The following is a 17482-nucleotide window of genomic DNA, read 5'->3' as shown; positions in this document are numbered from 1 at the left end:
ACGAGCCTAGGGGCTCCACGACCAAGAAACTCCGCTCGGCGGGGACGAGCGAGAGGGGGAGACGAAACCCCGACGGAGCCATCCGAGTTTTGTATCGTCGCCGTCTACGCTCTGTCAGTGTTCGACGTAATCGTGGTTCCGACCGACGGCAGCGAGCACGCCGAGCGGGCAGCCGACCGTGCCATCGACCTGGCGGCGATACACGACGCGACGGTACACGTCATCTGTGTCGCCGATACGGGGCCCATCTCGGCGTATCGGCTCCCGGGCGAGGCCGAGAGCGCAGCAGCAGCGATTCGTGACCGCGCCGAGGAGTTCGTCGAGACTATCGCAGCCCGGGTCGAGACAGCGGGCGTCGACGTCACGACGGCCATCCCCGAGGGCCCGGCGAAAAACGAAATCGTTTCGTACGCCGACGAGGTCGACGCCGACCTCATCGTGATGGGCACGCGCGGTCGCGGCGGCGTCGAGCGCGCGCTGCTCGGCAGCGTCGCCGAACACGTCGTGCGCGTCAGCGACGTCGACGTGCTCGTCGTCGGCGACGAGGAGTGATCACTCGTTTGTGAGCCTGTTGACGACGGTCGTTCGCTTGCCGAACCCCCAGCCGGCGAGCGCGAGGCCGACGTAGACGCCGAGGGTCGGCAGCAGATGCGCTATCGGGGCCGTCCTGACGGGCAGTCCCGCGGTATTGAGTATTCCGGAGATGACCACGGCGACGAGAACGAGGGCGACACCAGTATCCGCGGCGCGCAGGTTCGGGACATCGCTCGGCGAGGCGAACAGCCGGCCGAGCGCGTAGAAGGCCAGTCCGTAGCCGGCCCAGCCGACGACGAGGAACGGCAGGGCGGTGATGAAGCTGTCCGGAACGTAGCGGGGGAGGTAGACGAAGTGGATGATAGCCGTCGACGCGGCTGCGGCGATGAAAAGCGCGAACAGAAGCGCCGTATCTCGGTCGAATCGTGCAGTCATCCGTCGCTACAGGACGAGCGTGACGAGCTGGTACAGGATACCGAGGGCGAAGGCGGCACAGAGCAGGATGGTCGTGACGACGACTACGGGTGAGAGTTGCTCTTCGCCGACGGCAATGTAATCGGCCATGCGAGGAGGGACACCCCGTGGTGGAAAAAGCGTTGCGTCACGCCGATGCCGGGTGCCGTAGAACTATCATGGCCCGTCCGCAACGTAGCGGCATGGATTTCGCGGACGCGGACATACATCGCCGGCTGGACGCCGATGGACAGCCGCTGTCGGACGATTACGAGCCGCCACTTTCCGACGACCGCCTCGTGGAGATGTACCGTGATATGCGGCTCGCCCGGCATTTCGACCAGCGGATGATTAGCCTCCAGCGACAGGGCCGCGTCGGCACCTACTCCTCGCTGGCCGGCCAGGAGGGCTCGCAGTTCGGATCGATGTACGCCGTCGACGACGCCGACTGGATCTTCTATCAGTATCGCGAACACGGCGCCGTCGTCGACCGTGGCGGCCTCGCGGAGTACATCCGCTACTGGATGGGGCATGAATCCGGCAACGCCGCGCTCATCGACCACAACATCGCGCCGCTGAACATCTCTATCGGAGCGCACATTCCGCACGCGACGGGAATGGCGTGGGCATCGAAGCTCAGCGGCGACGATAACGCCGTCATCTGCCATTTCGGCGACGGGTCGACCTCCGAGGGCGACTTCCACGAGGGGCTGAACTTCGCCGGCGTCTTCGACGTGCCCGCGGTGTTCATCTGCAACAACAATCAGTGGGCCATCTCGGTGCCGGCCGAAGAACAGACTGCGAGCGATTCCTTCGCTCGCAAGGCTGAGGCCTACGGCTTCCCCGGCGTCCAGGTGGACGGCATGGATCCGCTCGCGACGTACGAAGTGGTCGAGGAGGCACTCGCCAGGGCGAAAGACCCGGACGGGAGCCCGCCCGCGGAGGACGCCCCCGGCCGCGCGACGCGGCCGACGCTCATCGAGGCGGTACAGTATCGTTTCGGCGCCCACACCACCGCCGACGACCCCTCGGCCTACCGGACGGACGAGGACGTCGAACAGTGGAAGCGCTGGGATCCGATTCCGCGGCTCGAAGGCTATCTCCACGGCCGTGGCAGCCTCGACGACGAGCGAATCGATGCCATCGAGACGGACGTAACGGACACCGTCGCGGAGACCATCGAACGCGGAACCGATATCGAGGCCGACCCTGACGACCTCTTTGCGGACGCCTACGCCGAGCCGACCCAACGGGTCGAGGAACAGCGGGCGTATCTGAACCGACTCCGCGAGGAGTACGGCGACGACGCGTTGCTCGACGAGAACTGACCGCTGCTGTGGGGCTTTCCGCCGCACGAACACTTAAACCGATTTAGCCGAACCACTGGACGAATGGCGCCGTTCTCTACACGCCCGTTCGGGCGGCCGCGGCCGAGCAAGCCGGAGCTGGCCGTGTTCGTCTCGGGCGTCGCGAGCATGGGGCTGGAAATCCTCGCCGGGCGGATGATCGCCCCACAGTTCGGGAGCAGCATCTACACATGGGGGAGCATCATCGGCGTCTTTCTCGCGGCCCTGAGTCTTGGCTACCACTACGGTGGCAAACGGGCGGCCTACCGGGCGAGCAACGAACGGCTCGCGTGGCTGCTGCTCGGGACGGCCGCCTACGTCGCTATCGTCGTGTTCGCCGGTGATTTGCTGCTCGCGGGGACAGCCGGCTTCCCCCTGCCGGGTCGGTTCGCATCACTGCCGGCGGTCATCCTGCTTTTCGGCCCCCCGACCTACCTGCTTGGTTTCATCAGCCCGTATGCGGCTGAACTGTCCGACACGGAAGGTGTCGGTGAGGCCTCGGGGCGCATCTACGCCGTCGGCACCGTCGGCAGCATCCTCGGTGCCTTCGGGACGACGTTTCTGCTCATTCCCTCGCTGAGCATCGAGGCCATCGGGTTCGTGTTCGGCCTGTTGCTCGTGGGGTCGGCCGCGAGCCTGACAGTGCCCCTTCGGGATCGAGAGCCGATGTTCGCGACCATCGCCGTCACGCTGTTGCTCGTCGCGGCCGTCGGGAGCGGTGCCCTCGGCGTCTCGAGTGGCGGCCAGGTCGTCTACCAGACCCAGACGCCGTATCAGGAACTGGAGGTCGCAGACCTCGGTGACACGCGCACGCTGTATCTGGACGGCCAGCGACACAGCGCGATGGATCGCTCCGACCCGAACCGCCACGTGTTCACCTACACGCGCTATTTCCACCTGCCGTACCTGTTCGCCGACGACCCCGACGAGATCGACCGGGTGTTGTTCATCGGTGGCGGGGGGTTCACCGGGCCGAAACGGTTCGCCGAGGAGTACAACGCGACCATCGACGTCGTGGAGATCGACCCCGAGGTCATCCGTGTCGCAAAGAAGTATTTCCGGGTCAAGGAATCCGAGCAACTGAACATCCACAACGCCGACGGCCGGCAGTTCCTCCGGGAGACCGACCACACCTACGACCTCATCGTGCTGGACGCCTACAAGAAGGACAAGGTGCCCTTCCAGTTGACGACGGTGGAGTTCATGCAACTGGCGTCCAACCGCCTCTCGGAGGATGGGATGCTCTTTGCGAACCTCATCTCGGCGCCGTCGGGGCCGGCCTCAAAGTTCTACCGCGCCGAGTACCGGACGATGAGTGAGGTGTATCCACAGGTGTACACGTTCCCGACGACAGACGGCGCCGTCGTCCAGAACATCGAACTCGTCGCGACGAAGAACCGGACGCGGCTCACGACCGAGGAGTTGCAGGCCCGCAACGACCGCCGGGATATCGGCATCGACCTCGAAAGCGAAATCGCCACCTACGAGGAGCCACCGCCGACCGACGGCGTCCCGACGCTGCGAGACGACAAGGCGCCCGTCGACTCGCTACTGGAGCCGATGGTCGGGCAGCGATACGTCATCCAACAGACCGACGGCAACGCGACGACGGGCTGACGGTCAGAACTGTTCTGCGGTCTCGATGCCGATGACGACGCCTGCCTCCTCGGCCTCGAACACGTCGTTCGAACAGACCGACCGGGCGAACAGGAGCCGAGCCTGTTCGGTGTGGGCGGCCCGAACCGACGTTGCGAGGCCGTCATCGAGGTCGAAATCGTCCGTCAGCGCTTCCCATTCGGCCTCGTGGACGCGGTAGGCGCGCGTTCCATCGATGGTCACGTAGTTGTAGTCCCGCTCGAACGAGGAGTGCCGCCCGAGCAGCTCCGCGTTCAGCGCGATGATGGCGTTCGCGATTCGCTGTGAATCCAGCTCGGCCCGCTCGCCAACCCGCTCGACCACTGCCGCGTCTATCGGGGCCTCCTGCATCTCGGGGGTCGCCTCGGTGGTGGCCATGCGTTGTGTTACCAATGGACACTCCAGGCCCTTCGACCTTTCGGCTGTCCGAGAAGAGCCACGCTTCTGTCGATGAGAACCCACAGACTGCAGAAATCGATAGATATCCCGTTCGGCGTGGCCGTGGTACACGCTATCGAGAGTTCCACGGCACTTTAACGTGCGCCTCGCGTAGAGTATGTATGAGTGAAGAAAGTGGGCGTAAGAACCTTCGAATGCCCAACGACGACGAGCTGTTTGCGGTCGTTACGGAACACAACGGCGGCAATCACGTTCGTGTGCGCTGTGCTGACGGCAAAAACCGGATGGGCCGGATTCCCGGCCGAATGAAGTACCGAACCTGGATCAGTGAGGGCGACGTCGTCCTCGTCGAGCCGTGGTCGTGGCAGGACGAGAAGGCCAACATCGAATGGCGCTACGAGGAGCAGGACGCAGACCAGCTCCGCCGCGAAGGCCACATCGAGTAATACGGCCGCCGTGTGACTCCGAGTGGGTTTCACGTCGCACAGTGATTTTCTCGCTGCTGATACCCGACAGCGCACGCGCCGCGCAGTCGACGAGCCTTTAGGTATGTACGACAGTTATTAAACGTGGATTCTAATCAGGTTCGACGCCAGTGGGCCGACCGTTCCGGCGAGTACTCGCCGACGTACTACGCCCACCACGGCCCGGACGACCGAAGCGAATCGGTGCGGAGCGCCATCGACCGATTCCTCGGCCGTGACGCAGCCATCCTCGAACTCGGCTGTAGTTCGGGCCGACACCTCGCACACCTCCACGATGACGGCTTCGAGAACCTGACCGGCATCGAACTCAACGAGGAAGCCTTCGAGGTGATGGACGAGACCTATCCCGACCTCGCCGAGACGGGGACGTTCCATCACGCCGCCATCGAGAACGTAATCAAGTCGTTCGACGACGGGCAGTTCGACGCGGTGTACTCAGTCGAGACGCTCCAGCATCTCCACCCGGACGTCGAGTGGGTGTTCGCAGAGATCGCTCGCATCACCGACGACGTTCTCGTCACCGTCGAAAACGAGGGTGGCGACGACGCCGACTCCGACGACGGCGTGAACTACGTCAACGGCGAATTCCCGCTGTACTACCGCGACTGGAACGGCGTGTTCACCGACCTCGGCTTCGAGGCGGTCGACGCCGAAGAGGGCAAGCGCGACATCGTACGGACGTTCCGGGCGGGCACTACGCAATAGCGTTCTTGCAGGCGACTGACTCGGAAAGAGGTCGGCCGAACCGCCGTTCGTGCACTCCCTGCGAACACACCACACGCGTCTCCTGCGGTAGAAATCCGTTTAGGCACCGAGCACCTCGCATTGGTAATGAGCTATCGGATCGGTCTGGTCGGGAAGCCCTCCGTGGGCAAATCGACCTTCTTCAACGCGGCGACGATGAACGACGTGCCCGAAGGGGCCTATCCCTTCACGACCATCGACCCGACCATCGGCGAGGCGTACGTCCGCACGGAGTGTGCGGCCCCCGAGTTCGGCGAGACGTGTGAGGCCTCCGTCGGCGTCTGCGAGGACGGCACCCGCTTCGTACCTGTCAAACTCGTCGATGTCGCGGGGCTCGTCCCCGGCGCCCACGAGGGCCGCGGCCTCGGCAATCAGTTCCTCACCGATCTCAACGAGACGGACGTACTCGTCCACGTCGTCGATTTCTCCGGGACCACTGACATCGAGGGCGAGCCGACCGAAGGCCACGACCCCCGTGAGGATATCGACTTCCTCGAGGCGGAGCTCGACGCGTGGTATCTCGATATTCTCAAGAAGGGCGTCACCCGCTACGAGAACCAACATATGGCAGACCCCGACCCCGAGGACATCCTCGCGGAGCAACTGTCGGCGTTCGGCATCTCGGCCGCCGAAATCAAGCAGGTCATCCTCGCGCTCGGCTTCGAGGTCGCGCCGCTTTCCTGGGACGACGACGAGAAGGCGGAGCTGGCTCGCGAAATCCGCAAGCGAACGAAGCCAATGGTCGTCGCCGCGAACAAGATGGACACCGAGACTGCCCAGGCGAACTGGGAGGCAATTACGAACGACCCCGACTACGAACATCTGGAGTTCGTCCCGGCGTCTGCCCACGCCGAGAAGGCGCTGAAAAACGCCAAAGAGCAGGGCGTCGTCGACTACACGCCCGGCGATGCTGACTTCGAGATTACGGCCGACCTCCCCCGCGAGAAGGCCGCCGGCCTCGAACAGATTCGGACGTTCCTCGAGGAGTACGACGGCACCGGCGTTCAGCGCGCACTGGAGGTCGCCGCCTTCGATGTCCTCGAACTGAAAGCCGTCTTCCCCGGCTCGGCCTCCGGAAACTGGTCAAAAGGGCCGTTCCGGGACTGCTTCCTGCTGCCCGAGGATGCGACCGCGGAAGAGTTCGCCTATCACCTCCATTCGGACATCGGCGAGGGGTTCCTCCACGGTATCGACTGCCGGAACGACCGTCAGGTCGGCGCCGATACCGTGCTCGACCACCGCGACGTTGTCGAAGTCATCTCGACGAATCAGTAGCGCGGCATCGGATGAGATGGCCTCGGCACTCACGACTCACAATCTATCCATAGTGAATGTGTTTAGCGCGTCTATGGAGCCCCCTCGTTCCGTTACTGCTCGTTCAGCATCTGGACTCCCCCGCTCCACGACTGCCTCGGTCACGAAGAGGCTCGTCTCCCGCTGGAGTGCTCGCATCAGTGACGCCGCCTCGTTTCTGTCGAGTAATCCACGGCCGTATCCAAGTGCGATGACGCCGATAGAGCCGTGTACTTCAACGCCAGTGTCGGAAGCGGTCTCCCGAGCAGCGAGGTCGTCGGTCAGAAGAACAACTTCGCGTTCTTTTGCGGCTGCTAACGCGGCACGTTCTCCTGGATCCAGCTCCTTGGATTCGATTCTCTTCTCGTCGGCTTCGATGAGTTGGGATGAGAGGTCGGATAGCCCGTCGGGAATGCCGCCCATCTCGACTTCCTCGTAGACTGTCTCCGGAATCAGGAGCGTATCGAACGCTGACAATAGTTCGAGCGAATCGATCTCGGCGAGGTGAATGAGCGGCCCTGCGTCCGAAACAGTCGCGAACGTCACGCGTTCAAGCCCCAGTCGACATCTTCGTCGACGACTTCACGCTCTCGCTCCGCTCGCTCGACTTTCGTCCGACCAACGTGCTCGACGGCTTCCTCGCGGTCGAGTTCTCCGTCGAGGTACCGTGCGAGCACGAGATCCTCCCACAGGTCTTCGAGACCGCGCTCGAGTGCTCGCTCGAACACTTCCGACTCCGGAAGGCCGCGAGCCTCGGCGATTTCTCGAACCCGGTCGGAAATTTCAGCGGCCATAGCATATGATTGCTCGGCATTGCTCTTAAATCCGTGTTTGCCCCGCTCGGCGAGGATCTGACTGGGGGCTATGTCTACTGTGGCCACAACTAGATGCCCTCAGAGACACCCTCTACCGTCAAAAATAGCGGCCTCGGCACTCATAGGGCTCGTCACCGTCGGCTGCCTACACAGACTCGGCCCGGTCGCTCGTCATCGGCCAGGTAGGCGTACGTACGCGACGGAAAAGTCGGTTCCGCTACTCCTTGTCGGAGGGAATCAGGCCGAAGCTCTCGCCGACGCCGAAAACGTCGAGCTGGCGGAGGAAGTCCTCGTCCGTGGGGTCGAGGGGAAGCTGGCCGTCCTCGAGGTCGAGGAAGAGCTCGTCGTCGACCATGAACAGATCCTCACCGCCGAACTGCTCGAGGGTGTCCTGGCTCGCGTCTTGGAAGAGTTCGCCGAGCGACTGGCCGCTCTCTTGGGCTTCCTGCATGAGTTCGGCGACCACGTCGGGCGCCGAGGAGGGGTCTTCGAGAGCTTCCTGCAGGAGTTCGCCGAGCGACCGGCCAGTTTCTTCCAGTTCGATCTGCAGTTCGTCCAAGAGTTCGGAGGCGTCTGCCATTGTGAATCGACCGAGGCGGGCCACCCGCAAATGGATGGCGGTTCGGCCGATTCTCATCAAGGGTCTCGGTTCGCGGCCAGAAAGTGCCACCAGTGGTGACTTTGGGTGGGTTTCGCTCGTGCCAGCGTGGAACGAAGCCGGCTACTGCCCGGAGCGGCTCGTCGAGACCTTTCGAAGGCGGATTGCCGAATCGGCGCTTTCGGGCACTCTGTACCATCATCTCCGCCTCGATGCGAGCCGACTCCACGCTCGAACCGACCCGGAGTAGCGTTAAGTGCCCCGACGTTCGAGAATTGAGTATGTCAGCCGAGAGCATGACCCAATGTCTGGAGTGCGGCTACGAGGCGCAACAGGGATCCGAGGAGTGGGGTACCGTCGAACACCCACCACTCGGCGAACTGACGCAGTGTCCGAAGTGCGGAAGCACGAAAACCCGGGGGCGGTAACTCCAGCCAGCGCTCGAACACTGTCAATTCGACAACTCGTTTTTAGTGACTGTGCGTTGAAACGACAGGTATGGCAGACCACTCGATACCGAAAGGTGTCAGCCTCGACACGCTGCAGGACATCCTCACCGGGTGGGCGTCGGTCGGAGCCGCCCAGGAACCTCACTACACGACCGACATCGAGGAGCACGCTGGCGTTACTGACGCCGCAGGCCGACAAAACGAGTTCTTCGAGGCACTCGGCATCCTCGAGAAGGTGAAGCAGAAACACCGGCTGACGGAGACGGGCGCGGACATCGCGGGGGCGCTTCTCGTCGCAGAAGAGGAGAAGGCGGTCGAGAATCTCCGCGAGCAGTTGGAATCGTGGCCGGTGACCGAAGAGATTCAGGGCGTGGTTCGGGGAAATCCGCTCTCCGAAGAAAACCTCATCCCCGTCGTCGCCGCGATGACGGGCGAAGACCCCGAATCCTCGCGCGTCGAGACCGGCACTCGGACGCTCCTGGAGATGCTCGAATGGATCGACCTTCTCGAACGGGACGCGGACGGACGGTACCGTCTGCCCGAGTCCGAACGCGCCACGGCTGCGGAGGAGACCGAGGAGATAGACGGGGGAAAAGCGGCTATCGAGGAGGCAGATGCCGCCGTAGAACGTGTCGAGGAACCGGCAGAGGAGGCAGAAGAACCGCCAGAGGATGAGGCCGAGGCAGAAACCGAAGAAACGACGGAGGAAGTAACACCCGCTGGCGACGGTGTCGCCGAAGCCGAACCAGCAGAGACGACGGCCGAAGCTAAGGGGGTGCCGGTCGGCGCCGAGGTGGGGACAGAAGAATCGGTCGACGAAGCCATGGCAGAAAACGCAACGGACGCAATGGACGAAGCGGCGGAATCGACCACCGAAGAAATCGAGGAAACCGATGGGGGTTCCCCGGAAACGGAGGCGGTCGAGGAAGCCGAACTCGGCTCGGGCGTGACGCTCGATATCCATGCGGAGCCGGGCGTCGAAGTGACGATCTCGACCGACCCCGTTTCGGGGACGATCGATATCGCGACCTCACCTGAAGAGGCCGAAGCCGAGGAGGAAACCAAGGCTGAAGCAGAAGCGGAGGCCGAAACGGAGGCAGCCGAAGAAGCTGAAGCCGAGGCCGGATCCGAACCGGACATCGAGGCAGAGGTGTCCGAAGCACTGGGAGAACTCGACGTTTCGGCAGACGCCCTCGAAGCCACACTACCGAGTGAGGGCGACCACACGCTGACGCTCAACGTCGACGCGAATCCAGAGGACGTCGAATCCCTCGTCAGGGGTATCAAGCAGGGACTCAGCGAGTAGTGACTGCTACTCCGCGCGGTCGAGCGCGCCCGCGACGACGAGCGGGAGCGTAATCGTCGCGTCGGCGTACACGGAGACGTTCCGGGCGTCCTTCTTCAGTTTGCCCCACGAGCGGGCTTCGTTGAGCGTCGCCCCGGAAAGCCCGCCGGTCTGTGGCGGATCCATCGTCAACTGGACGGCGTAATCGTAGGCGTCGGGCGTGACGAGCATCGTCTGGAGGACGTAGTTCTTCGGGACGCCGCCGCCGACGACGAATGCGGCCGTGGAGTCGGCCTCGTAGGCGAGGTCGTTCAACGGCGACATGTCCTTCAACGCGTCGAGGGAGAAGCCGGTGACCTGCGAGCGGAGCCACGCCTGCAAGCCGAGGACGGAGTCCTGAATCGCCGGCGCGTAGACCGGCACGTCGTTCTCGTAGGCTGCCGCGGCGATACCGGCGTCTTCATCGATGTCTTCCCGGTCGTTCACCTCGGCATTGGCCCGGCCAAGCTCGCGGGTGAACTCGGCGATTGAGACCACCTCCTCACCAACCTCCGGGAACACCTCTGCACGGAGGTGCTCTTCGAACAGCGCGAAGTGTTCCTGTGGAAGATACACGTTGTAGATGCGGTCGACCTCCTCATCGCGAAGCTGTTCATCGTACTCGCGTTCAGTGAGTTCGCCGTGTTCGGCGGTTCCGTGGTGGTGTTTTCCGCCGATGGCTTCGATAGCGTCGTGGGTGAGGTTCGCACCGGTCGTCACCAGGGCGTCGATGTGACCCTCGCGGATGAGATCGGAGACGATAGCGCGCATCCCGGCGGGCACCATCGCGCCCGCGAGTCCGAAGAAGACCGTCGTCTCCTCGCGGCTGAACGCCTCGCCGGTGACGTCTATGGCCTCGGCGATATCGGCCGCGCCGATGCCGGCGTTGCCGTACTCGTCTGCGAGGTCGGCGACGCTCATGCCCGCTGAGACGGTCGCGTGCTCGACGGGGTCGTGATTGAACGCCTCCCTCTCAGGGGATGCGTGTTCGTCCTCGTGATCGTCACTCATTGTCGGAACGTCGGGCGGCGGGCGTTTCAAGGGCGCGATTCGGCGAGCCCGCTGCCCGCGTGGATCAGCTGTACTCGCGCCAGCGGTGCCCACACTCCTTGCATTTGAAGAATCGTGTCGGCGGTTCGTCTGCGGAGGCGGTCTGTTTGATGGTGTACCACGCCTCGCCGTGGCCGCATTCGTCACACGTCACGTCGTCGGCGGTCGGCTTGCCTTCGAAGTCCGCCTCCGGCGAGGATTCGATGACGTCGCCCTCCGTCTGGGCTTCGGTCGAGACGAACTCCTCGGCCATCTCCTCGTCTTTCGACTGGGTCGCACCGCAAGACGAACACACCATCTCCCCGTCCGTCGAGTGCATGATAGAGCCGCATTCATCGCAAAACTGCATGCGCGAGGCTACGAACGAGTGTGGCAAAAGTGTGCGGATTCGACCGACTCCGTTCAGCCCTCATCGTTGCGAGCGGCGCCGCTCGGGCCACGGCGGCGTTCGACGACAGGGCAGTTCCGAACGAGGAAGTGGTCGATATCGACCATCTCGACGATGGTGGTGTCGGGGTTGCGGCAGGCGACGTCCGGCGGCTCCGAGAAGTGTTCACAGCGGTGGCAGTACCGGTGCTTCGAGACGATGGCCTCGTTCGCATCGGGGCGGACGTCCACGTCGTCCAATTCGACAGGCGTTTCGCCCGTTGTCGGTTCCGCGTCAGCAGTCTCGCCCTCGGAGAGTTCTTCCCAGACAGCGTCTGCGTCTATGTCGGCGCTCTCCATCTCGGCGAAGAGATCCTCGGCCTCGTCGTCGGCGTCGTCGTTCACCTCGAGGTCGTCGAACGGGTCTTCCTCACTCATCCGTGGGCCCCGAGTCAGGTCGCTCGGTGTCGGTCAGTTTCGGTTTCCGGGGGTCGAACGAGCCCAGCACCGAAGAGGGGAACTCGATGTCGCGGAACGCAGTCCCACAGGCGGGACAGGCCGGTTCGGTCAGCAAGCCGAGCTGGACGTTGTGGCCGCACTCGACACATTCGCCCTTCGAGACGCCTCGTTCGTTCGCAGCCCGGCGGATGTGGTCGAGATGCTCCGCGTCGAGTGAGTTCGAAGCGCCGGCCTGGCGGCGCAGTGCGACGACGGCCTGTGCCAGCTGCGTCAGTTTCGACTCTACGTCATCGAGACGATCGTCAGTCGCCTCGATGTCGTCCGACAGGTCGGCGATGTCACTACCGACCGCATCGAGGCTCTCGGAGAGGCCATCGATACGCTCGCCGATTTGTTCGAACTCGCGGTGGCTGTGGTCTTTCTTCGCCCGGTTTTTCATCCCGTCCCGAAGCTGAAGAATGCGGTTTCGCAGGTCGTCGACGCTGTCGTCGACTTTCGTTTCGAGGTCTTTGATTTCGGCCTCGGTATCGCCGGTATCGAGCGATTCGAGCCGCTCCTCCAGGCTCTCGTCGATCCGCTGTTCGATGTCCTCGCCGCCGAACATCGCGACGGTATCGTCGAGGTCAGCCGCTGCACGATACGCGCTGAGCAGCTGTACAATCAGTTCCTGGCGGTCGGCACCGAGCGTTTCGGCCCGCTCGTCGAGCCACTCATCGAGCGGCGGCGGCACCGTTACGGATAGCTCAGCCCCCTCCGCTGACTCCGAATCCATTATCAGTTTTTATACGGACGGGAAGTTAAGGGTTCGCCCGAGTCGTCGCTACCGGATCTTCCGGACGTCGCTGATGTCGAAGCCGGCGTCCCCAATCTCCGTCTCGAAGCGGACGATGTTCTCGTCTTCGATGCGTGAGAGCACGCCACGGAACTGTTTCACGACCATGGTGCGGGCGCGTGAGGAGCCGCCACTCTCCCACTCGAAAAGCAGCGCCCCGCCGGAAGAGTCGATGAGCTGTCCGTGGCGTTCGGCGTTGAGCGTCTCCTGGTTGACGTGGACGAGAATGAGGCCGCCCCAGTCGTAGGCTGCTCGCGAGAGCCCTTTCAAGAGAACGGGAATGTCACTCCAGGGCATGTTGTCGCGCGCCGAGCTGATGAGGTCGGCCAGCGAGTCGATTACGACGACGTTGTTGGAGGCGTGTTTCGTGACGCGGTTACCGAGCGCTTCATGTACGCTTTCACGCTCCTGATTCTGCCCGAGTTTGGAGATATTCTGCGTTTTGGCGGCGTACCACTCCCGTGGGACGGGGCTGAGCCTGAAGAACTCCGGTGAGAGGTCGTGGAACTCGACGTTTTCGATGGCTGCGTCGACGATCTCTTCGTCCATCGCAAGCGACATCTCGCGGCGAACCTGTCGTTCGTCGGAGGTAAAGGAGACGTAATGAACCTCATCGACCGTCGTCGCACGGTCGTCGATGCCGCCGTAGTAGAGTTCGAAGAGGTCAGGGTCGCTCTCCGCGAGGCCGTTCATCATTGCGGACGTGTACATGAACTCGCGGGCGCCCGCGCCGGCCTGCCCCGACAGCAGGACGACGCTACCCGGCGGTGCACCACCACCGATCGTCGTGTCCAGCCGGCGAATCCCGAATGGGATACGATCCATACCCCCGATTTTGGCTGCGAGCCCTTAAACCGTTCAGTCGTTTCGGTCGATCAGCGGTCAGTCGCCTACGGAAGCGAGATGCGCGCCCCCTCGTTTCGAGGCGCGACGATTTCGACGGTACCGTCGACCCCGGCCTCTTTGAGGGCGGTTTCGGCGGCTGCTCGCGCCTCCCCGGCCAGTGACGCGTCCGTCACACCGTAGACTGCTGGCCCCCACGAGGACTGGCCGACGCCGCGAACCGACGGCTGGTCGGCCAAGGCATCGATGAGTCGGCCCGCAGGCGGGCGGTAGACGCCGCCCTGTTCGTCGGCGTACCACGCGCCGTTGAGTCGGCCGAAGGCCCCCGCCGCATCGCCGAACGATTCCAGCCGGCCTTCGGCGGCGGCCGGGAGCAATCGCCGGACGAGAAGCGTCGCGAGGTCATCGGCCACGGCCGGGTCGGCGCGTTCGACCACGGCGCGCATACTCTCATCTTCGGTTTCGCCACTCCGGCCGGGTTCAGCGTCCGGCAACACGAGAACGAATCGCCACGTCTCGGGGAGGTCGTGGCGTGCGACGACGGCCGGTACCTCCCACTCGCCGGATTCCGGTGGTGCGGTCGTGAACCGCTCCGTCGGGTGGCCGGCATCGACGACGAACCCCCCTGCCTCGAAGGTGGCGACGCCGACGCCGCTTCGGCCGCCGCGGTTCAGGTCGGGCGCGTGCTCGCGGACGCGTGAGTCGATGTCGTGGGCGGCCGCGACTGCAGCGAGCGTCGCCAGCGCGGTCTGGGTGCCACTCCCGAGGCCGACGTGACGGGGGAGTGTCTCCTCGACGGTCAGTTTTGCGCCGTCGACGCCGAGCACTTCGCTGGCCCGCTGGGCGTAGTCGGCGATGAGAGCATCATCACAGACGACGCTCTCGGCGGGTTCGGCTTCGATGACGACGCCTGGCTCTTCGAGGCCGACCCCGACGCCGCCGTAGAGGCGCTCGTGGGCGAGCGAGAGGTTCTGGAAGCCGACGTGAAGCCGAGCGCCGGCGTCGACGCGGACGCGCATTGACGCCTCTTGGACGGTCACGGAGTTGTGGGTTTCGACACCGGCAGCGGGAGTGTCCGCCAGTCGGCCCGCTTTGCGAGCAAAAACTGACCGATATACGGGTCATTAAGTCCTTCGACGGCAAGTGGATAGCATGAGCCACCAAGAGCCGCCCGAGCGTGAAGAGCCGGGCGACCGCGAGAAGTCCGAAAACCTCCGAAGCCGCGAGGTGACGGAGGGGCCAGAGCGTGCACCCCATCGCGCCATGTTCCGGGCGATGGGATACGACGACGACGACCTCGCCTCGCCGATGGTCGGCGTCGCGAACCCCGCCGCCGACATCACCCCCTGTAACGTTCACCTCGATGACGTCGCCCAGTCCGCCATCGACGGCGTCGACAACGCCGGCGGCATGCCCATCGAGTTCGGCACCATCACTATCTCCGATGCGATTTCGATGGGCACCGAGGGGATGAAGGCCTCGCTCATCTCTCGGGAAGTCATCGCCGATTCCGTCGAACTCGTCTCCTTCGGCGAGCGCATGGACGCCTTGGTCACCGTCGCCGGCTGTGACAAGAACCTCCCCGGTATGATGATGGCCTCGATTCGAACCGACCTGCCGTCCGTCTTCCTCTACGGCGGCTCCATCATGCCCGGCGAGCACGAGGGCCGCGAAATCACGATTCAGAACGTCTTCGAGGGCGTCGGCGCCGTCGCAAGCGGCGATATGTCCGAGGAAGAGCTCGAAGACATGGAACACGCCGCCTGTCCGGGTGCCGGCTCCTGTGGCGGGATGTTCACCGCGAACACGATGGCGTCCATCAGCGAGGCGCTCGGCCTCGCGCCGCTGGGCTCGGCCTCCGCGCCCGCGGAAGACGAGGAACGCTACGAGGTCGCCGAACGCGCTGGCGAACTCGTCCTCGAATGCGTCCAGGAAGATCGCAAGCCGTCCGATATCCTCTCGAAGGAGTCCTTCGAGAACGCGATCGCCGTGCAGGTCGCCCTCGGCGGGTCGACCAACGGCGTGCTGCACGTCTTGGCGTTGGCCGCCGAGGCCGGCATCGACCTCGATATCACGGAGTACAACGAGATTTCGAAGCGGACGCCCAAAATCGCCAGCCTCCAGCCCGGCGGCGTCCACGTCATGAACGACCTCCACGAGATCGGCGGCGTCCCGGTCGTCATCCGCCGGCTGATGGACGGCGGCTACGTCCACGGCGACGCGATGACCGTCACGGGCCGAACCATCGCGGAGGAACTCGTTCACCTCGAAGAGACGGGCTATCTCCCGCCGACGGAGGACATCGACGCGGAGTTCCTCTACTCGGTCGAACACCCGCTCAACGAGGAAGGCGCTATCAAAATCCTCACGGGCAACCTCGCGCCCGAAGGAGCCGTCCTGAAAGTGACCGGCGACGACAAGTTCTACCACGAGGGGCCGGCCCGCGTCTTTGAGGGCGAAGAGCAAGCGATGAAGTACGTCCAGGAAGGCCACATCGAGTCCGGCGATGTCATCATCATCCGCAACGAGGGCCCGCAGGGTGGCCCCGGCATGCGCGAGATGCTCGGCGTCACCGCTGCTGTCGTCGGTGCCGGCCACGAGGACGACGTCGCGATGCTCACCGACGGTCGCTTCTCGGGGGCCACCCGCGGCCCGATGATCGGCCACGCCGCGCCCGAAGCGTACGTCGGCGGCCCAATCGGCGCCCTGGAGGACGGCGACCACGTCACCATCGACATTCTGGACCGCTCCATCAACGTCGACCTCACCGACGAGGAACTGGATGAACGGCTCGAAGACTGGGAGCAGCCAGAGCCGAACTACTCGACGGGCGTGCTCGCGAAGTACGGACAGGCGTTCGGGTCGGCGTCAAACGGCGCCGTCACCAATCCCGGTGCGAAACGGGACGACTGACGGCAAGTAGCGTTATTCCGCTCCCGGTCGAAGCCGATGTATGGCGAACGTTTCGATGATTTTGCGGCGCATTCGGAAAGTGAGTCAGGATGCACAGCGACCGCCTTCCATCGGCCGGTACCAGCGCTATGAAGACGAGTACGAACGGATTTTCGAGGGCGTTTCCGACACCCGAGACGGTTCGTGAGCACGCGCGCGAACTCTGTGAAGAACGAGGCATCGAGATTCCGACTGCGTCGCCGCTTGGGGCGTGACCGCGGCTTCAGAACCGCCCTTCCTCGTCGCCGATGCCGACGCGCTCGCCGAGGTCATCGAGTTCGTCGTTGATGTCCGTGCCGGAGGATTCACCCGGGAGGATATCCCCGAGTGCGGCGCCGAGCGAGGCGACCGTCCAGACGACACAGATGCGTGAGAGCGCCACGCTGGCGTCTTGCCAGCCCTCCAGGCGTCCCCACAGCGTCATCATGAACGTCGCCGTGACGAAGGCGACCACGAGCACCGACAGCAGGCGCCGCGGGATGACCCCGAAGATGGGACGGTGGACATCGACATCGCGAATGTCGGCGAAGTAGAGGAGGCTGACGGCGATGAGAACGACAAAGGCGGCGTTGACAGCGAACAGCCACGGCGTGGCGAGGAGGTACTCGGCGATCTCAAAAACGCCGTCTTCGAGGAGCATCGGGAGGGAGATGAGAATCGCGCCGACGAACGACTCGGCGATGTCCCGGCGTGTGAACTTCTTGATGCTCTCCCGAACCCCATCGCCCGGGAATTTGTCGACGAGACGAATCGCGCGCTGCACCTCACGGCGCTCGTCAGGGTCGTCGACGGACGCCTCCAGTTCCTCGAGCTGCGTGAGGAGTTCCTCGACAGCAACCTCGTCGGCCTGGAGGTCATCGCGCGACGCCTCGGCGTCCATACCCGGGTCATCGCGCGACGCCTCG

Annotated in this window: 24 protein-coding genes; 11 read left to right on the top strand and 13 right to left on the bottom strand. The window is 64.1% G+C overall.

Annotated features, from left to right (window positions below; translation table 11 throughout):
• The first annotated feature begins 117 nt into the window (after window positions 1-117).
• Complete coding sequence (locus tag ACI8UR_RS04165; RefSeq protein WP_411714107.1) at window positions 118-552, top strand: universal stress protein; 435 nt, start codon at window positions 118-120, stop codon at window positions 550-552.
• On the opposite strand, the gene ACI8UR_RS04160 is transcribed toward ACI8UR_RS04165, so the two are convergent.
• Window positions 553-969, bottom strand: coding sequence for a hypothetical protein (locus tag ACI8UR_RS04160; RefSeq protein WP_411714106.1), 417 nt, complete (start codon window positions 967-969; stop codon window positions 553-555). It lies immediately after the preceding gene.
• 6 nt (window positions 970-975) lie between these two features.
• Window positions 976-1098 (bottom strand): hypothetical protein, encoded by a 123-nt coding sequence (locus tag ACI8UR_RS04155; RefSeq protein ID WP_411714105.1) that lies wholly within the window; start codon window positions 1096-1098, stop codon window positions 976-978.
• A gap of 92 nt (window positions 1099-1190) precedes the next feature.
• Here ACI8UR_RS04155 and pdhA point away from each other — a divergent pair, with 92 nt between their 5' ends.
• Both pdhA and ACI8UR_RS04145 read left to right on the top strand, forming a co-directional pair.
• Window positions 1191-2315: a pyruvate dehydrogenase (acetyl-transferring) E1 component subunit alpha gene (gene pdhA, locus ACI8UR_RS04150; RefSeq protein WP_411714104.1), complete on the top strand. Its 1125-nt coding sequence runs from the start codon at window positions 1191-1193 to the stop codon at window positions 2313-2315.
• Between the two features lie 63 nt (window positions 2316-2378).
• The gene (locus ACI8UR_RS04145) at window positions 2379-3950 is read left to right on the top strand and encodes a spermidine synthase (RefSeq protein WP_411714103.1); all 1572 of its coding nucleotides are present in this window, start codon (window positions 2379-2381) and stop codon (window positions 3948-3950) included.
• A 3-nt stretch (window positions 3951-3953) separates the two neighbouring features.
• Here the strand turns inward: ACI8UR_RS04145 and ACI8UR_RS04140 are convergent, their stop codons facing one another.
• A complete protein-coding gene (locus ACI8UR_RS04140) occupies window positions 3954-4346 on the bottom strand; it encodes a hypothetical protein (RefSeq protein ID WP_411714102.1) in 393 nt (130 codons plus the stop codon).
• 182 nt (window positions 4347-4528) lie between these two features.
• Here ACI8UR_RS04140 and eif1A point away from each other — a divergent pair, with 182 nt between their 5' ends.
• The 3 genes from eif1A (at window position 4529) to ACI8UR_RS04125 (ending at window position 6871) form a co-directional block, all read left to right on the top strand.
• The gene (gene eif1A, locus ACI8UR_RS04135) at window positions 4529-4813 is read left to right on the top strand and encodes a translation initiation factor eIF-1A (protein WP_411714101.1); all 285 of its coding nucleotides are present in this window, start codon (window positions 4529-4531) and stop codon (window positions 4811-4813) included.
• A gap of 123 nt (window positions 4814-4936) precedes the next feature.
• Window positions 4937-5557: a class I SAM-dependent methyltransferase gene (locus ACI8UR_RS04130; RefSeq protein WP_411714100.1), complete on the top strand. Its 621-nt coding sequence runs from the start codon at window positions 4937-4939 to the stop codon at window positions 5555-5557.
• 126 nt (window positions 5558-5683) lie between these two features.
• Entirely contained in the window at window positions 5684-6871 is a 1188-nt protein-coding gene (locus ACI8UR_RS04125) for a redox-regulated ATPase YchF (RefSeq protein WP_411714099.1), read from the top strand.
• A gap of 36 nt (window positions 6872-6907) precedes the next feature.
• Here ACI8UR_RS04125 and ACI8UR_RS04120 read toward each other — a convergent pair whose 3' ends face one another.
• The 3 genes from ACI8UR_RS04120 to ACI8UR_RS04110 form a co-directional block, all read right to left on the bottom strand.
• Complete coding sequence (locus ACI8UR_RS04120; protein ID WP_411714098.1) at window positions 6908-7435, bottom strand: nucleic acid-binding protein; 528 nt, start codon at window positions 7433-7435, stop codon at window positions 6908-6910.
• Complete coding sequence (locus ACI8UR_RS04115; protein WP_411714097.1) at window positions 7432-7683, bottom strand: hypothetical protein; 252 nt, start codon at window positions 7681-7683, stop codon at window positions 7432-7434. The genes ACI8UR_RS04120 and ACI8UR_RS04115 overlap by 4 nt, the downstream gene beginning before the upstream one ends.
• Before the next feature lie 238 nt (window positions 7684-7921).
• Window positions 7922-8284, bottom strand: a complete 363-nt coding sequence (locus ACI8UR_RS04110; protein WP_411714096.1) for a hypothetical protein — start codon at window positions 8282-8284, stop codon at window positions 7922-7924.
• 118 nt (window positions 8285-8402) lie between these two features.
• Here ACI8UR_RS04110 and ACI8UR_RS04105 point away from each other — a divergent pair, with 118 nt between their 5' ends.
• From ACI8UR_RS04105 to ACI8UR_RS04095, 3 genes are all read left to right on the top strand, one after another.
• A complete protein-coding gene (locus ACI8UR_RS04105; protein ID WP_411714095.1) occupies window positions 8403-8552 on the top strand; it encodes a hypothetical protein in 150 nt (49 codons plus the stop codon).
• A 31-nt stretch (window positions 8553-8583) separates the two neighbouring features.
• Window positions 8584-8730 carry a hypothetical protein gene (locus ACI8UR_RS04100; RefSeq protein ID WP_411714094.1) on the top strand — a complete coding sequence of 49 codons (147 nt, stop codon included), beginning with the start codon at window positions 8584-8586 and terminating at the stop codon, window positions 8728-8730.
• Between the two features lie 70 nt (window positions 8731-8800).
• A complete protein-coding gene (locus ACI8UR_RS04095; protein ID WP_415087587.1) occupies window positions 8801-10057 on the top strand; it encodes a hypothetical protein in 1257 nt (418 codons plus the stop codon).
• Window positions 10058-10063: 6 nt separating this feature from the next.
• Here ACI8UR_RS04095 and ACI8UR_RS04090 read toward each other — a convergent pair whose 3' ends face one another.
• The 6 genes from ACI8UR_RS04090 to ACI8UR_RS04065 all read right to left on the bottom strand — a co-directional run bounded on the left by ACI8UR_RS04090 (window position 10064) and on the right by ACI8UR_RS04065 (window position 14644).
• Window positions 10064-11086: a deoxyhypusine synthase gene (locus ACI8UR_RS04090; RefSeq protein WP_411714846.1), complete on the bottom strand. Its 1023-nt coding sequence runs from the start codon at window positions 11084-11086 to the stop codon at window positions 10064-10066.
• 64 nt (window positions 11087-11150) lie between these two features.
• A complete protein-coding gene (locus ACI8UR_RS04085; protein ID WP_411714847.1) occupies window positions 11151-11474 on the bottom strand; it encodes a transcription factor S in 324 nt (107 codons plus the stop codon).
• A 53-nt stretch (window positions 11475-11527) separates the two neighbouring features.
• Window positions 11528-11929 carry a hypothetical protein gene (locus ACI8UR_RS04080; protein ID WP_411714848.1) on the bottom strand — a complete coding sequence of 134 codons (402 nt, stop codon included), beginning with the start codon at window positions 11927-11929 and terminating at the stop codon, window positions 11528-11530.
• Entirely contained in the window at window positions 11922-12722 is an 801-nt protein-coding gene (locus ACI8UR_RS04075; protein WP_411714849.1) for a hypothetical protein, read from the bottom strand. Before ACI8UR_RS04075 ends, ACI8UR_RS04080 begins: the two co-directional genes overlap by 8 nt.
• 48 nt (window positions 12723-12770) lie before the next feature.
• The gene (locus ACI8UR_RS04070; RefSeq protein WP_411714850.1) at window positions 12771-13607 is read right to left on the bottom strand and encodes an RAD55 family ATPase; all 837 of its coding nucleotides are present in this window, start codon (window positions 13605-13607) and stop codon (window positions 12771-12773) included.
• Window positions 13608-13672: 65 nt separating this feature from the next.
• Window positions 13673-14644, bottom strand: a complete 972-nt coding sequence (locus tag ACI8UR_RS04065; protein WP_411714851.1) for a beta-ribofuranosylaminobenzene 5'-phosphate synthase family protein — start codon at window positions 14642-14644, stop codon at window positions 13673-13675.
• Between the two features lie 133 nt (window positions 14645-14777).
• Between ACI8UR_RS04065 and ilvD the strand changes: the two genes are divergently transcribed.
• Window positions 14778-16538, top strand: coding sequence for a dihydroxy-acid dehydratase (gene ilvD, locus ACI8UR_RS04060; protein WP_411714852.1), 1761 nt, complete (start codon window positions 14778-14780; stop codon window positions 16536-16538).
• A 40-nt stretch (window positions 16539-16578) separates the two neighbouring features.
• On the top strand, window positions 16579-16725 hold the full coding sequence (locus ACI8UR_RS04055) for a hypothetical protein (protein WP_415087586.1): 147 nt from the start codon (window positions 16579-16581) through the stop codon (window positions 16723-16725).
• Window positions 16726-16800: 75 nt separating this feature from the next.
• Here ACI8UR_RS04055 and ACI8UR_RS04050 read toward each other — a convergent pair.
• A partial coding sequence (locus tag ACI8UR_RS04050; protein ID WP_415087585.1) for a DUF2391 family protein occupies window positions 16801-17482 on the bottom strand: 682 nt, incomplete at its 5' end.

This window comes from Natronomonas sp. (genome assembly GCF_047616845.1).
Lineage (GTDB): Archaea > Halobacteriota > Halobacteria > Halobacteriales > Haloarculaceae > Natronomonas.
The sequence above is the reverse complement of the archived record's forward strand: the minus strand, read 5'-3'. Positions and strand labels throughout refer to the sequence as shown.

Excerpts from the sequence above, each read along its gene's own strand:
- ACI8UR_RS04075 (WP_411714849.1), bottom strand. The coding sequence starts at position 12,722 with ATGGATTCGGAGTCAGCGGAGGGGGCTGAGCTATCCGTAACGGTGCCG.
- eif1A (WP_411714101.1), top strand. The coding sequence starts at position 4,529 with ATGAGTGAAGAAAGTGGGCGTAAGAACCTTCGAATGCCCAACGACGAC.
- ACI8UR_RS04155 (WP_411714105.1), bottom strand. The coding sequence starts at position 1,098 with ATGGCCGATTACATTGCCGTCGGCGAAGAGCAACTCTCACCCGTAGTC.
- ACI8UR_RS04095 (WP_415087587.1), top strand. The coding sequence starts at position 8,801 with ATGGCAGACCACTCGATACCGAAAGGTGTCAGCCTCGACACGCTGCAG.
- ACI8UR_RS04090 (WP_411714846.1), bottom strand. The coding sequence starts at position 11,086 with ATGAGTGACGATCACGAGGACGAACACGCATCCCCTGAGAGGGAGGCG.
- ACI8UR_RS04080 (WP_411714848.1), bottom strand. The coding sequence starts at position 11,929 with ATGAGTGAGGAAGACCCGTTCGACGACCTCGAGGTGAACGACGACGCC.
- ACI8UR_RS04100 (WP_411714094.1), top strand. The coding sequence starts at position 8,584 with ATGTCAGCCGAGAGCATGACCCAATGTCTGGAGTGCGGCTACGAGGCG.
- ACI8UR_RS04065 (WP_411714851.1), bottom strand. The coding sequence starts at position 14,644 with ATGCGCGTCCGCGTCGACGCCGGCGCTCGGCTTCACGTCGGCTTCCAG.
- ACI8UR_RS04055 (WP_415087586.1), top strand. The coding sequence starts at position 16,579 with ATGGCGAACGTTTCGATGATTTTGCGGCGCATTCGGAAAGTGAGTCAG.
- ilvD (WP_411714852.1), top strand. The coding sequence starts at position 14,778 with ATGAGCCACCAAGAGCCGCCCGAGCGTGAAGAGCCGGGCGACCGCGAG.
- pdhA (WP_411714104.1), top strand. The coding sequence starts at position 1,191 with ATGGATTTCGCGGACGCGGACATACATCGCCGGCTGGACGCCGATGGA.
- ACI8UR_RS04115 (WP_411714097.1), bottom strand. The coding sequence starts at position 7,683 with ATGGCCGCTGAAATTTCCGACCGGGTTCGAGAAATCGCCGAGGCTCGC.
- ACI8UR_RS04110 (WP_411714096.1), bottom strand. The coding sequence starts at position 8,284 with ATGGCAGACGCCTCCGAACTCTTGGACGAACTGCAGATCGAACTGGAA.
- ACI8UR_RS04085 (WP_411714847.1), bottom strand. The coding sequence starts at position 11,474 with ATGCAGTTTTGCGATGAATGCGGCTCTATCATGCACTCGACGGACGGG.
- ACI8UR_RS04140 (WP_411714102.1), bottom strand. The coding sequence starts at position 4,346 with ATGGCCACCACCGAGGCGACCCCCGAGATGCAGGAGGCCCCGATAGAC.
- ACI8UR_RS04160 (WP_411714106.1), bottom strand. The coding sequence starts at position 969 with ATGACTGCACGATTCGACCGAGATACGGCGCTTCTGTTCGCGCTTTTC.
- ACI8UR_RS04125 (WP_411714099.1), top strand. The coding sequence starts at position 5,684 with ATGAGCTATCGGATCGGTCTGGTCGGGAAGCCCTCCGTGGGCAAATCG.
- ACI8UR_RS04145 (WP_411714103.1), top strand. The coding sequence starts at position 2,379 with ATGGCGCCGTTCTCTACACGCCCGTTCGGGCGGCCGCGGCCGAGCAAG.
- ACI8UR_RS04070 (WP_411714850.1), bottom strand. The coding sequence starts at position 13,607 with ATGGATCGTATCCCATTCGGGATTCGCCGGCTGGACACGACGATCGGT.